This is a genomic window from Halopiger thermotolerans (assembly GCF_054654555.1).
Genome location: NZ_BAAIEU010000004.1, coordinates 1,535,108 through 1,548,021 on the forward strand (window position 1 = coordinate 1,535,108; position 12,914 = coordinate 1,548,021).

Annotated in this window: 10 protein-coding genes; 6 read left to right on the top strand and 4 right to left on the bottom strand. The window is 66.6% G+C overall.

The features are described from left to right. The first annotated feature begins 20 nt into the window (after positions 1–20). Positions 21–854: an Nmad3 family putative nucleotide modification protein gene (locus tag ACYQ26_RS15405; RefSeq protein ID WP_459809778.1), complete on the top strand. Its 834-nt coding sequence runs from the start codon at positions 21–23 to the stop codon at positions 852–854. A 56-nt stretch (positions 855–910) separates the two neighbouring features. Next, positions 911–1,492, top strand: a complete 582-nt coding sequence (locus tag ACYQ26_RS15410) for an acyltransferase (RefSeq protein WP_459809779.1) — start codon at positions 911–913, stop codon at positions 1,490–1,492. 55 nt (positions 1,493–1,547) lie between these two features. On the opposite strand, the gene ACYQ26_RS15415 is transcribed toward ACYQ26_RS15410, so the two are convergent. Next, on the bottom strand, positions 1,548–2,717 hold the full coding sequence (locus ACYQ26_RS15415; RefSeq protein ID WP_459809780.1) for an NAD(P)/FAD-dependent oxidoreductase: 1,170 nt from the start codon (positions 2,715–2,717) through the stop codon (positions 1,548–1,550). Between the two features lie 97 nt (positions 2,718–2,814). After that, the gene (rocF, locus tag ACYQ26_RS15420) at positions 2,815–3,774 is read right to left on the bottom strand and encodes an arginase (RefSeq protein WP_459809781.1); all 960 of its coding nucleotides are present in this window, start codon (positions 3,772–3,774) and stop codon (positions 2,815–2,817) included. Positions 3,775–3,921: 147 nt separating this feature from the next. Here rocF and ACYQ26_RS15425 point away from each other — a divergent pair, with 147 nt between their 5' ends. Together ACYQ26_RS15425 and ACYQ26_RS15430 are read left to right on the top strand one after the other, a co-directional pair. Further along, positions 3,922–4,602, top strand: a complete 681-nt coding sequence (locus tag ACYQ26_RS15425; RefSeq protein WP_459809782.1) for a metal-dependent transcriptional regulator — start codon at positions 3,922–3,924, stop codon at positions 4,600–4,602. A gap of 170 nt (positions 4,603–4,772) precedes the next feature. Then, positions 4,773–5,306, top strand: a complete 534-nt coding sequence (locus ACYQ26_RS15430) for an Rrf2 family transcriptional regulator (protein ID WP_120244103.1) — start codon at positions 4,773–4,775, stop codon at positions 5,304–5,306. Between the two features lie 269 nt (positions 5,307–5,575). Here the strand turns inward: ACYQ26_RS15430 and gyrA are convergent, their stop codons facing one another. Then, complete coding sequence (gene gyrA, locus ACYQ26_RS15435; RefSeq protein ID WP_459809783.1) at positions 5,576–8,065, bottom strand: DNA gyrase subunit A; 2,490 nt, start codon at positions 8,063–8,065, stop codon at positions 5,576–5,578. Positions 8,066–8,081: 16 nt separating this feature from the next. Beyond that, positions 8,082–10,022: a DNA topoisomerase (ATP-hydrolyzing) subunit B gene (gyrB, locus tag ACYQ26_RS15440; protein WP_459809784.1), complete on the bottom strand. Its 1,941-nt coding sequence runs from the start codon at positions 10,020–10,022 to the stop codon at positions 8,082–8,084. 394 nt (positions 10,023–10,416) lie between these two features. Here gyrB and ACYQ26_RS15445 point away from each other — a divergent pair, with 394 nt between their 5' ends. Both ACYQ26_RS15445 and ACYQ26_RS15450 read left to right on the top strand, forming a co-directional pair. Next, complete coding sequence (locus tag ACYQ26_RS15445) at positions 10,417–11,655, top strand: divalent metal cation transporter (RefSeq protein WP_459809785.1); 1,239 nt, start codon at positions 10,417–10,419, stop codon at positions 11,653–11,655. Positions 11,656–11,728: 73 nt separating this feature from the next. Further along, positions 11,729–12,874 (top strand): AI-2E family transporter, encoded by a 1,146-nt coding sequence (locus ACYQ26_RS15450; RefSeq protein ID WP_459809786.1) that lies wholly within the window; start codon positions 11,729–11,731, stop codon positions 12,872–12,874. Positions 12,875–12,914: the final 40 nt, after the last annotated feature.

Here is a 12,914-nt window from a genome sequence, read left to right on the forward strand (position 1 = left end):
CGACTCCCGAGACTCCGCCGATGACGGTCGTCCTCGCCGGCGTCGGCGCCGACAGCACGAACCTCGGTGCGCTCGGACCGCTGTACGACGACAGTCGGTTCGAGTACGTTCCGATCCCGGAGAAGACCCGCGAGACGAGCGAGACGGAAACGCTGGGGTCGTGGGAGCTCCGCGCTCACGACGAGCACCGCGTCGCGGCGGATCTCACCACCCGCATCGAGCCCCAACCCGTCCGCGGCGGCGTCGAGACCGTCGCCGGCGACGCCCTCGAGTCGTGGCCGCTCCACCGCGACCCCAACTTCGAGGCGCTGACGTACGGCGAACACCGCACCAGCGGCTACGTCTCCCGCCTGCGAGCCCTCGAGCCCGGCGACGTCGTCGGCTTCTACGCCGGCCTGCGCCGTCCCGGCGGCGAGCGCGCCCATCGGTACCTGATCGGCTACTTCACGGTCGATCGGGTCGACGTGATCGCGCCCGAGACGCCGCCGGCGGAGCGCGAAGCGATCCTCGAGGCCCATTCAGAGAACGCCCACGCGAAACGCGCTCGAGACGGACGGCCGTACCTCGCGGACAAGACGATCGTCCTCGTCGACGGCCGTGAACCCGGCGGGCTCTTCGACCGGTATCCGATCCGGATGAGCGAGTACGCCGTGATGCCGGGCAACGAGCGCCCGCAGTACTACCTCCGCGAGGAGATCGAGTCGGCCTGGAACGTCACCGAGGGCGGCGCGAACATGATGTTCAAGCCGGCGTACCGCTGCGACCTGTCGGGGGACGCGTTCCGCGACCGGATCGGACTGCCGGGGGAACGGTCGGCCGCGGACGCGGCGGTCGACGCGCCGAGCGATCCATAGCTGGGGGACCGCGACATCAGTCGGTTTCATGTACCGATAGGTCGAATTACCGATGAGTGACCGACGACAGTTCCGACTCCCGTTCGCGCCACGATCGCGTCACCCGCCACCGGACGGCGGGCCCGCGCAACTCCCTTGCGCACTGGACCGACGCCAAACATCCGCTGCGGGTCGCGATCAACTACGTCGTCGTCTGGCTCGTCCGGATCTCGCCGAGCCTGCGGCTCAAACGCTGGCTCCTGCGCCGCATCGGCGTCACCGTCGGGGACGACGTCTCGTGGGGCCTCGAGGCGACGCCGGACGTCTTCTGGCCCGAGTTGATCACGCTCGAGGACCACGCGATCGTCGGCTACGACGCGACCCTGCTCTGTCACGAGTTTCTGCAGGACGAGTTCCGGACGGGCGAGGTCGTCGTGGGCGAACGGGCGATGATCGGCGCGGGGGCGATCGTCCTGCCGGGCGTCGAGATCGGCGCCGAGGCGCGCGTGGCGGCGAACTCGCTGGTGACGCGGGACGTCGATCCGGGAACGACGGTCGCGGGGGTTCCGGCGCGGCCGATGGGGGAGGACGGGGACGGTGACGACGCTGCGTCCGCAGTCGACGACACGGACGACGAAAACGAGGGCGGCGAGCGGTAACGAGTCAGGTCGCAGCGGTTCGGTGCCGATCCCGAGTTGCGTTCTCCCGGACCGATTACAGCGACGGCCAGGACTTGCGCGCCTCGTTCCACGAGGTGATGCTGGCGATCCAGCGCGCGGCGATCATCTTCTTCAGGGTCTGGGCCGGGACGCCGCCGAAGGTGTCGACGGGCAGGGAGACGCCGAAGGCCGGCTTGACCTCGTGGGCGACGGCCTTCTCGCCGACGGAGACGACGGTCCCCTTGTCCTCGTGCTCCCAGGTCTTGAGCGGTCGGTTCTCGATCGCGCGGGAGATGTTCTCGCCGGCAACCTCCGCGGCCTGCCAGGCTGCCTGGGCCGTCGGCGGCGCGGGCTGGTCGCCCTGGTCGATGATCGCCGAGTCGCCGATCGCGAACACCCGTTCGTCGGAGGTCTGGAAGTTCGGCTCGGCGTTGACGCGGTTGTGCTCCTTCTCGAGGTCGGCGTCGTCCAGGGCGTCCCGCCCCGTAATGCCGCCGGTCCAGACGAGCACGTCGTGGTCGAGGGGCTCGCCCTCGTCGAACTCGATGTGGTCCTCGGTGGCCTCGGTAATCGGGTCGTCCGTGTGGATGCGGACGCCGGCCTCCTCGAGCAGGTCGCGCAGGGCCTGCTGGATCTCGGGATCGTTGCCGGGGAAGATCTCCTCTAAGGCCTCGACGAGGTGAATCTCGATCGGCGCACGGTGCTCGTCGCGGAACTCGGCGATCTCGCCGGCGGTCTGGATGCCCGAGAGGCCGGCGCCGCCGATGACGATCTGGGCGGGGTCGCCGCGGGTGGCCTCCTGGCTGGCCTCCTGGACGGCCTCGTGGATCTCGAGGGCGTCGTCCAGGCTCTTGAGCGTCAGGGAGTGTTCCTCGAGGCCGGGGATGCCGTAGAAGGCGGTTTGGCTGCCCAGCGCGACGAGGACGTAATCGTACTCGACGGCTTCGCTGTCGGCGAGTTCGACGACCTGCTCGTCGACGTCGAGGCCGACGACCTCGTCCTGGATGAACCGCGTCGAGGGATCCGCGATCTCGGTCACGGGGAAGGTGATGTCCGACCGAACGGCCGGATCGCGGATCACGCGGTGGGCCTCGTGGAGCACGAGGTGGTAGTCGACGTCGGCGATCCACGTCAGTCGCGCGTTGTCATCGAGTTCCGACTGGAGTTTGGTGACCGCACCGGCACCGGCGTATCCGGCACCGAGTACGACGACGTTCTCAGTCATACTAACTAGTCTAAAACCCTACGATACAAAGGTATTGGAACCGTTATACCGTGGTTCTTGTTACCATTAGTCGAGCGTCGAGGAGCGAACGAACCGATTAGAGGATCCGCTTGCCGAACGCGCTCGCCGTGAGTTCGGCCGCGAGCGCCGCCGTTTCGTTCGCCTCGTCGAGGATCGGATTGACCTCGACGACGTCCATCGAGCGGAGGATGCCGTCGCGGTGGTGGCGCCTCGAGACGGCCTCGAGGGCGGCGTGGGCCTCGCGGTAGGTGACGCCGCCGCGGACGGGGGTGCCGACCCCCGGCGCGGCCTTGGGATCGATCACGTCGAGGTCGAGGCTGACGTGGACGCCGTCGGTGCCGTCGGTCGCGACCGCGAGCGCGTCCTCGACGACGGCCGTCATGCCCCGCTGGTCGATGTCGGACATCGTGAACGCGGTCATCTCGCTCTCGCGGACCAGTTCCCGCTCGCGCTCGTCGATGCTGCGGAGGCCGACGTAGGCGATCGACTCCTCCCGCAGCCCGGGGGTGTGGGCCCAGTCCATGTCCTCGAAGACGCCCCGACCGAGCGCGGCGCCCAGCGGCATGCCGTGCACGTTGCCGCTGGGCGAGGTTTCGGGCGTGTTGAGGTCGGCGTGGGCGTCGAACCAGATCGCACCGATCTCCGCGTCGCGCGCGGAGCCGTGCAGCGACCCGATCGCGACCGAGTGGTCGCCGCCCAGCACGAGCGGGAACTCGCCGTCGGACAGCGTCTCCGCGACGCGAGCAGCGAGGCGGACGTTGACCCCCTCGATCTCCGGGAGGAACTTGGCGTTGTCGACTCCCCCGCTCTCCTCGGCGACCGGTCCGGCCCCGGACGCGTCGTCCGCGTCGGCGTCGACCTCCTCCGCGCGGGGCATCGAGAGGTCGCCGTCGTCGACCGGGTCGACGCCCGCGCGCTCGAGTTCGTCGGCGAGGCCGGCGTATCGGATCGCCGACGGCCCCATGTCGACGCCGCGGCGGTTGGCCCCGTAGTCCATCGGCGCGCCGATGATTCGAACGGTCGAATCCGTGCTCATGCGCGACCGTACGCCGGGCGTCGGTTTGGTCGTGACGATCCCCGCTCACCCGCCCGGGATCGGTCGGTGGCGGCGGTCGACTCGAGCGGTCGAGCGGTCGGATTCGGCGTCGGTAGATTTAGGGGTAGACGGGGCTAAATTCCGGGCATGATGCTGAGCGACGTGATGGAAGACTACCTCAAGGTCATCTACCAGCTCCAGCGGTCGACCGACGACCGCATCAAGACCTCCGAGATCGCCGCGGAGCTGGACGTCACGTCGCCGACCGTCACCAGCATGCTCGACAAACTCGAGGACCGCGGGCTAGTCGACCGGGAGAAGTACCGCGGGGTGACGCTCACCGACGAGGGCGAGACCGTCGCGCTCGAGGTCGTCCGCCACCACCGCCTGCTCGAGGCCTACCTCACGGAGCATCTCGACTACGACTGGTCGGAGGTCCACGACGAGGCCGACCGACTCGAGCACCACATCAGCGAGGACTTCGAGGCCCGCGTCGCCGACGCGCTCGGCCAGCCGGACGTCGACCCACACGGCTCGCCGATTCCGAGCGCCGATCTCGAGCCGCCAGAACGCCCCGAGGGCCGCACCGTCTCGGAGTTTTCGGAGGGCGACACCGTCGTCGTCGAGGAGGTCGCCGACCGCGATCCCGAGGTGCTGTCCTATCTGGCCGAGCACGGGGTCGAGCCCGGCGTCGAACTCGAGATCGTCGAGGTCGCCCCCTTCGGCATGGTGACGGCCCGCTCGAGCGCGCACGCGGAACCCGTTTCGCTGCCGGAGGCGGTCGCCCGACACATTCGCGTCTCCTCGCCGACGCAGGTCGAACAGTAGTTTTTCGACGATATTTGGCACGCGTTGCTCCGCCCTCGAGACCGCGCAGACGGCTCCCGTGCCGGAACCGAAAAGAAACGCCTTACTATCCCCGCTGCCGATACCGAAATCCGGAAGAACGACCGACGGCACCCGTCGGGTTTAAGGAAATCAACTACGAACAATTCACCATGTCATCAATTGAACTAACCCCGAGTCAGAAGAAGATCCTCCGCGCGCTCACGAATCTCCACAAGGAGTCCGAGGACGCGATCAAGGGGGAGGACATCGCCGAGCAGGTAGACCGCAACCCGGGCACCATCCGCAACCAGATGCAGAGTCTCAAGGCCCTCCAGTTGGTCGAGGGCGTACCGGGGCCGAAAGGTGGCTACAAGCCGACCGCCGCGGCCTACGAGGCCCTCGAGATCCAGCAGATGGACGACCCGGCCTCCGTCCCGCTCGAGCACGAGGGCGAGCCCGTCGAGGACGTCATCGTCGAGGAGATTGACCTCTCGAGCGTCCACCACCCTGAGCTCTGCCGCGCGGAGATCCACATGCAGGGCACGATCGACGGCATCTCGGAGGACGACGCCGTCACCGTCGGCCCGACGCCGCTCTCGAAGCTCGTCATCGACGGCCGCGTCGACGGCAAGGACGACACGAACAACATCCTCATCCTCCGGATCGAGGACATGACCGCACCGGGCGAGGAGCCGGCGCACTGATCGTCGTCCCTCTCCAGTCGCCGACAACCGATACCGCCGCCGACGCCACTCCCGATCGGCCGGCCGGACTCTAGACTCGTCTCTCCCGATTTTCTCGCCGTCTCGGTTTCGGTCGCCGTTCTGTGCCGTTGCTATTCCGTACCGGTCCCGCTAGCGCTTCGAATCGGACTCGCGCCGCCGCTCGAGCGACCATCACGAGCGAAAGCGAAGAAAACGGGTTGTAACTCCGGAGTAAAGTACCGTCTCCGTCTCGAATCGAGGCGCGCCGATCAGTCGTCGGCCGCGTCGGCGTCGGACTCGGACTCGATCGACGCGACGGGAACGACGTCGACGCTGGCGACCGCGTCGTCGCCCTCGACTTCCATGACGATCACGCCCATCGTGTTGCGACCGACGGTCGAGATCTCGTCGACGCGGGTGCGCATGATCTGTCCGTCCTCGCTCATCACGACGAGCTGGTCGTCGTCGTCGACCGCCTTGACCGCGGTGACCGGTCCGTTCCGGTCGCCGGTCTTGATGTCGATCAGCCCCTTCCCGTACCGGGACTGGCGGCTGTACTCGGAGAGGCGAGTCCGCTTCCCGTACCCGTTCCGGGTCACGGTCAGCAGGGCCTTGTCGTCGGCCTCGTCGGTCGCGACGAGGCCGGCGACCGCGTCGTCGCCCTCGAGTTTGATGCCGTTGACGCCGCGGGCGGTGCGGCCCATCGCGCGGACTTCGTCCTCGTCGAAGCGGATCGTCATGCCGCCCTCGGTGGCGATCACGAGGTCCTTCGTGCCGTCGGTCACCTCGACGTCGACGAGTTCGTCGCCCTCCTCGAGATCGGAGGCGATGATGCCGGTCGAGCGGATGTTATCGAACTCCTCGCCGGCAGTTCGCTTGACGTAGCCGTTGCGCGTGACCATCGTCACGTACTCGTCGTCGGCCAGCGCGTCGGTGTCGACGATGGCGGTGATGTCCTCGCCGTCGTCGAGATCGAGGATGTTGACCGCCGACTTCCCGCGGGCCGTCCGGCCCATCTCGGGGATCTCGTAGGTCTTGAGTCGGTAGACTTTGCCCTGGTTCGTAAAGCACAGGAGGTAGTCGTGGGTGTTCGCCCGGAAGACAGTCGAGACGCGGTCGCCCTCCTTGACGTCCGCGCCGATGATGCCCTTGCCGCCTCGACCCTGGGGGTCGAACTCCGCGACGGGCATCCGCTTGACGTAGTCGTCCTCGGTCATCACGACGAACACTTCTTCCTCGGGGATGAGGTCCTCGTGGGTGACCGTCCCCTCGTCCTCGACGATCGAGGTGCGCCGGTCGTCGCCGTACTCGTCTTTGACCTCGCGGAGTTCCTCCTTGATGACCTCGAGCAGCTTCTGTTCGCTCTCGAGGATGGCGGTCAGGCGCTCGATCTCGGCCTGCACGTCTTCGTACTCGTCCTCGATCTCGGCGGCCTCCATGGAGGTGAGGCTACCCAGTTGCATCCGGACGATGTGGTCGGCCTGATCCTGCGAGAAGCCGTAGGCGTCCTGCAGCGCCTCTTTCGCGTCAGAGCGGGTCTCGCTGTCGCGGATCAGTTCGACCACGTCCTCGGCGTTCTCGACGGCCTTCAGCCGACCTTCGAGGATGTGCGCGCGGTCCTCGGCTTCCGCGAGGTCGTACTCGCTGCGCCGCCGCACCACTTCGCGCCGGTGGGCGACGTACTCCTCTAAGGTCTCCTTCAGCGAGAGCACCTGGGGCTGGCCGTCGACTAAGGCGAGGTTGATGACGCCGAAGGTCTTCTCTAAGTGATTCTCGAGCAGTTTGTTCTTGACGACCTCGCTGTTGGCGCCGCGCTTGAGTTCGATGACGATGCGGACGCCGTCGCGGTCGGACTCGTCGCGCAGGTCCGAGATGCCCTCGAGTTCGCCCTCGTTGACGTCCTCGGCGATGCGCTCGACGAGGCGGGCCTTGTTGGACTGGAAGGGCAGTTCCGTGACGACGATCCGCTCGCGGCCGTTCTTCCACTCCTCGACCTCGAACTCGGCGCGCACGCGGAGGCGTCCGCGGCCGGTCTTGTACGCCGAGTAGATGGCGTCGCGGCCGACGATGTTCGCGCCGGTCGGGAAGTCGGGACCTTTGACGTGCTCCATCAGGTCCTCGACCGTCGCGTCGGGGTTGTCGATCAGTTCGATCGTCGCGTCGATGACCTCCCCGAGGTTGTGCGGCGGGATGTTCGTCGACATCCCGACCGCGATCCCCGAGGAGCCGTTCACCAGCAGGTTCGGGAACGCCGCCGGCAGGACGTCGGGCTCCTGCAGGCGGTCGTCGTAGTTCGCCGAGAAGTCGACGGTGTCCTTCTCGATGTCTTCGAGCAGTTCCTCGGAGATGGGCGACATCCGGGCCTCCGTATATCGCTGTGCGGCGGCCGGGTCGCCGTCCATCGAGCCGAAGTTCCCCTGGCCGTCCACCAGCGGATAGCGCATCGAGAAGTCCTGGGCCATCCGGACCAGGGTGTCGTAGATCGCGCTGTCGCCGTGGGGGTGGTAGTCACCCATCGTCTCCCCGACGATCGAGGACGACTTGCGGTGCGAGGAGCCCGAGGAGACGCCCATCTCGTGCATCGCGTACAGGATGCGGCGGTGGACGGGCTTTAAGCCGTCCTCGACGCGGGGGAGCGCACGACCCGCGATGACGGACATCGCGTAGTCGATGTAGCTCTGCTCCATCTCGTCCTCGATGCGGACGTTCTCTACCGCTCGCGCCTCTACGTCTGTGGGGTCGGGTACGTCTGAACTCATGTAGCCATCACCTCAATCATATGTCGATCCACTCGGCTTCCGGCGCATTCTCCTTGATGAACTGCTTGCGCGGTTCGACCGCGTCGCCCATCAGCACGGAGAACATCTTGTCCGCCGCGGCCGCGTCCTCGACGGTGATCTGCTTGAGAATGCGGTTGCTGGGATCCATCGTCGTGTCCCAGAGCTGCTGGGGGTTCATCTCGCCCAGGCCCTTGAACCGCTGGACCTGCGACGGCGACCCGTCGCACTTCTCCTCGATGATCTCGTCGCGCTCCTGATCGGTCATCGCGTCGTAGGTCTCGCCGCGGTAGCGGATGCGGTACAGCGGCGGCTGGGTCGCGTAGACGTAGCCGTTCTCGAGCAGCGGCCGCATGTGCCGGTAGAAGAACGTCAGCAAGAGCGTGCGGATGTGAGCGCCGTCGACGTCGGCGTCGGTCGCCATGATGATTTTCTCGTAGCGGACGTCCTCGATGTCGAACTCGTCGCCGACGCCGGCGCCGATCGCCGTGATGATGTTGCGGATCTGGTCGTTCTCGAGCACCCGGTCGAGCCGGTGTTTCTCGACGTTGAGCACCTTCCCGCGGATCGGGAGGACGGCCTGGAACTCGGGGTTGCGGGCCTGCTTCGCGCTGCCGCCCGCGGAGTCGCCCTCGGCGATGAACAGTTCGGCGTCCTCGGGATCCTTGGTCTGACAGTCGGCGAGCTTGCCGGGCAGCGACGTGGATTCGAGGGCCGATTTCCGCCGCGTCAGCTCCTCGGCCTTCTGGGCGGCCATTCGCGCTTTCGCGGCCTCGACGGCCTTGTTGATGATCGCCTCGGCGGTGTCGGGGTTCTCCTCGAAGTAGGTGCCCAGCCCCTCGTGCATGGCGCTCTCGACGATGCCGCGCACTTCCGAGTTGCCGAGCTTGGTCTTCGTCTGGCCCTCGAACTGCGGGTCGGGGTGTTTGACCGAGATGACCGCGGTCAGCCCCTCGCGGATGTCCTCGCCCTTGAGGTTGTTGTCGAGGTCCGAGAGCATGTCGTTCTCGTTGGCGTAGTCGTTGACCGTCCGGGTCAGGGCGGTCTTGAAGCCGGTGAGGTGGGTGCCGCCCTCGCGGGTGTTGATGTTGTTCGCGAAGGCGTGGATCGAGCCCTGGAGCTCCTCGGTGGCCTGCATGGCCACCTCGATCTGGATGTTCTGTTCCTCGTCTTCGAAGTAGATGACGTCGTCGTGCATCGCCGAGCGCGTCTCGTTGAGATACTCGACGAACTCGCGGATGCCGCCCTCGTACTCGTACGTTTCCTCGACCGGCCCTTCCTCGTCGGCGTCGCCGGCGTCCTCGCGCTCGTCGCGCAGCGTGATGCGCACGCCGGAGTTGAGGAAGGCCAGTTCGCGAAGGCGGTTCGCGAGCGTCGAGAACGAGAACTCGTCGGCCTCGAAGATGTCGGTGTCGGGCCAGAACCGGACCTCGGTGCCGGTCTCCTCGTCCGGCTCCATGTCGCGAACGCGCTCCATGTCGCCGACGGGCTCGCCCGCTTCGAAGGCGTGGCGGAAGACGCCACCGTCGCGCTTGACCTCGGCCTCGAGGCGCTCGGAGAGGGCGTTGACCACCGAGACGCCGACGCCGTGGAGGCCGCCGGAGACCTGGTAGGACTTGTTGTCGAACTTGCCGCCCGCGTGGAGGACCGTCAGGATGACCTCGAGGGCGGGGCGATCGTACTCATCGTGCGTGTCGACGGGGATGCCGCGGCCGTCGTCCGCGACGCTCACCGAGCCGTCCTCGTGGATGGAGACGGTGATGTCGTCGCAGTAGCCGGCCAGCGCCTCGTCGATCGAGTTGTCCACCACTTCGTAGACGAGATGGTGGAGTCCTCGAGAGTCGGTAGAACCGATGTACATCGCCGGCCGTTTCCGCACGGCTTCCAGGCCCTCTAAGACCTGGATCTGTCCGGCGCCGTACTCGCTTTCCTGGGACATGAGAAACCTGCTTTCGGGTAGTGGCTACCGACTAATAAAGCTCACGTACGCGCTCGCGCGCGATACGCGAGAGCCTACTAACGGGGCCGCTTGCGGCTGCAAGCCGCCCCGGCCGACGGAGCGAACGGCGGCCGCCTCGTCCGATACGTCAACAGTCCCATTGGTACGACTGTTAGATCATCACGAAAATCTATTCCTACATTTGATATCTCAAGCTCTCTTCTCAAACAGATGCCGGTCTTTTACTCGATTGCACAACGCTATCCCACCAGATCACGGGGACCTTCTCGTCGGAAGTCGGCGCGATCGGTCGTGGATCCGTCCGCACGACGTCGTCGCGTTCGGCCGGCTCTCGGCGAGGGGCGTCCCGCGGTTTTCGGGTGAGTCCCGACACATGTCAGAAACCAGTACCGCGGTCGACGCTTCTGTTAGTATTGCTAAAGAAACAATTCACCAATACGGACTCGGTCTCCTCTTCGCGGCGAACATCTTCGGAGCCGGGTCCGTCTACATCCTGACGGAAACGGGAATGTTGTTCGGTTTCGGCCTCCTGTGGGTGCTCCCACTCGCCCTGGGGGTCGGACTCGCGATGCACGAGATGTCGGCGCGACTCGCGGCGAAGAACGAACCCTTGATGGACTATATCGCAGACATCATCGGCGACCGCGCGGCGACACCGTTCGCGATGGGGATCTCCGGCATCATGCAGTTCTGGAGCGTCGCCAACTACGCCATCGCCGGCGCCGCGCTCGTGTACCTCACGCCGCTGTCGAACCTGTACGTGGGGATCATCGTCTCCGCAGCACTGGGGATCGCGCTCGTCGAACTGCGCGTCTACAGCCGCGTCGAGGGCGTCATCGCGGCGCTCGTGTTGGCGATTTTCGGTTCGTACCTGATCATCGTCGCCAACCTCGAGCCGTCGATCGGCGCCATTGCGAACGGGTTCGTTCCCGGGATCGTCGGCGACTTCGAGTACATGACGATGATCATCGCCCTCCTCGGGACGACGGTCTACTACCCGAACTTCTTCATCCAGACGAGCATGAACCAGGAGAAGGATTGGGACGTCGTCTCCCGCTACCGGCGGGACCACACCGTGGGGCTGGCGGCGGCCGTCCTCCTGAGCGCGACGGTGATCATCGCGGCCGCGGTCGCCGTCCCCACCGGCGATCTGACGCTGACCACGCCCGCCGAGCCGCTGGTCGACATGGTCGGCCCGTGGGTGTTCAGCGTGTTCATGCTCGCGGTCGGCGCGGCGTCGTTCAGCAGCGCGACCGGGACCCTGTTCGCCGCCGGGTTCATGGTGCCCCAGTCGTACGGCCTCACGACCCGATTCGGCGACGTGTACTTCCGCCGAACCGTCCACTTCCTGATCATCCTCTCGGTGGCGCTGGCGATTCCGATCCTCGCGTACACCGGGTTCACGCCGGTTAGCCTCGCGCTCATGATGCCCGCGGTCAACGGCGTCGTCGGCCTGCCGATTACGGCGCTGGCGCTGTACGGCGCGGTGTGTCGGTACTACGACCCGTCGTGGGCCGAACACGCGGTCTTCCTGACGGCCGTCGTCCTGATGTTCCTCACCTCGATCCTCACGGCCGAGTCGCTGGCGCAGTCGATCACCCAGCTCGTCTAAGGCCCTCGGATCGCTCTTTTCGCGTGCCGATCGTATCAGTGGCATAATCAATCAGGCGGACGAAGACGGACGCATGTCCGACACCGCCGCGCCGACCGACTGGATCGCCGACCGACCCGGACTGACCGCGCTCGGTCTGATAAGCGCCCTCCTCGCGCTGTTCGTCCTCCTGCCGTACCTCCAGTTCGTCCTGTTCGGCGTCGTCCTCGCGTACATCCTGTTTCCCGTCCAGAAGCGCCTCGAGCGGTACCTCCGGCCGACGATCGCTGCGAGTGCCGTGGTCGTGGGAACGCTTCTGGCCGTCCTGTTGCCGCTCGTCTACGTGCTCGCGGTCGCCGTTCGCCAGTCGCTCGACGTCGTTCGGTCACTGCAGGAGGGAGAGGTCAGCGTCGCGGTGATCGAGGCGCTGCTCGCAGACGCCGGCCTCGCCGTCGACCTCGCCGCGGTGTACGAGGCGAACCAGAACCGAATCGCGACGGCGATTCGAGAGGTCGTAATGGGCGCGATCGGCCTCGTCGGGAGTCTGCCGAGCCTCTTCATCGGACTGACCGTCACGCTGTTCGTCCTCTTCGCCCTGCTGCGCGACGGGGACCGGCTCGTCGCGTGGATCCAGTGGGTGGTGCCGGTCGACGACGAGGTGCTGACGGACCTCCGATCGGGGCTGGACGAACTCATGTGGGCCTCCGTCGTGGGGAACGTCGCCGTCGCGGCGATTCAGGCGGTGATGCTCGGCGTCGGGCTGGCGATCGCCGGCGTCCCCGCCGTCGTCTTTCTCACCGTCGCCACGTTCGTCCTCACCCTGTTGCCGCTCGTCGGCGCGTTCGGCGTCTGGATCCCGGCCGCGGCCTACCTCATCGGGACCGGTCGGACGACCGCCGGCGGCGCGATGATCGCGTACGGACTGCTCGTTACCTTCTCCGATTCGTACTTCCGGCCAGCGTTGATCGGGCAGACCGAGGGGTTCAACGCCGCGACCGTCGTCGTCGGTATCTTCGGCGGGATCGTCGTCTTCGGAGCCGTCGGGCTGTTCGTCGGCCCCGTGATTCTCGGGGGTGCGAAGCTCGGACTCGACTGTTTCGCCCGCGGACGCACCGGAGCGCGGCCCGCGGGACTCGGCCATCCGGAACTTCGGCCGGACGCTGAGTCGGATTCGGATACGGACCAGGATCCGGACTCCGAGCAGCCAGCGGCGGACGACGACCGCGAGTCCACCGAGTAACCGTCGACCGATCCGACCCGGTGACCCGTCGGGTCGTCGA

Bases quoted from the DNA above. Each gene is read 5' to 3' on its own strand.
- ACYQ26_RS15405 (WP_459809778.1), top strand. From the start codon at position 21: ATGACGGTCGTCCTCGCCGGCGTCGGCGCCGACAGCACGAACCTCGGT.
- ACYQ26_RS15415 (WP_459809780.1), bottom strand. From the start codon at position 2,717: ATGACTGAGAACGTCGTCGTACTCGGTGCCGGATACGCCGGTGCCGGT.
- rocF (WP_459809781.1), bottom strand. From the start codon at position 3,774: ATGAGCACGGATTCGACCGTTCGAATCATCGGCGCGCCGATGGACTAC.
- ACYQ26_RS15425 (WP_459809782.1), top strand. From the start codon at position 3,922: ATGATGCTGAGCGACGTGATGGAAGACTACCTCAAGGTCATCTACCAG.
- ACYQ26_RS15430 (WP_120244103.1), top strand. From the start codon at position 4,773: ATGTCATCAATTGAACTAACCCCGAGTCAGAAGAAGATCCTCCGCGCG.
- gyrA (WP_459809783.1), bottom strand. From the start codon at position 8,065: ATGAGTTCAGACGTACCCGACCCCACAGACGTAGAGGCGCGAGCGGTA.
- gyrB (WP_459809784.1), bottom strand. From the start codon at position 10,022: ATGTCCCAGGAAAGCGAGTACGGCGCCGGACAGATCCAGGTCTTAGAG.
- ACYQ26_RS15445 (WP_459809785.1), top strand. From the start codon at position 10,417: ATGTCAGAAACCAGTACCGCGGTCGACGCTTCTGTTAGTATTGCTAAA.
- ACYQ26_RS15450 (WP_459809786.1), top strand. From the start codon at position 11,729: ATGTCCGACACCGCCGCGCCGACCGACTGGATCGCCGACCGACCCGGA.